The 293-nt window shown below is 48.1% G+C and carries 1 pseudogene; it reads right to left on the minus strand.

Going from position 1 to position 293, the window contains the following annotated elements:
- Window positions 1-293 (minus strand): annotated as a pseudogene (locus C1G53_RS12135) (DNA-directed RNA polymerase subunit beta'); the annotation flags it as partial.

Raw genomic sequence — 293 nt, forward strand, 5'->3', positions numbered from 1 at the left:
ATGCAAGTGAACATAGCCATTGCGGTAAGCCATAACAGCCTCATCCGCATCCTTGAAGACCATACCTTCACCTTCACGACCAGCATCTTCCATGGTCAAGTAGTAGTTACCCAAAACCATATCCTGAGATGGTGTTACGACAGGTTTACCATCTTTAGGGTTAAGGATGTGTTCTGCCGCAAGCATAAGGATACGTGCTTCTGCTTGTGCTTCTTCTGACAATGGAACGTGAATCGCCATCTGGTCACCGTCAAAGTCGGCGTTGTAGGCTTCACAGACAAGCGGGTGCAAAC

The sequence above is a fragment of the Streptococcus suis genome (genome assembly GCF_002960445.1).
Taxonomy (GTDB): Bacteria; Bacillota; Bacilli; order Lactobacillales; family Streptococcaceae; genus Streptococcus; species Streptococcus hyiners.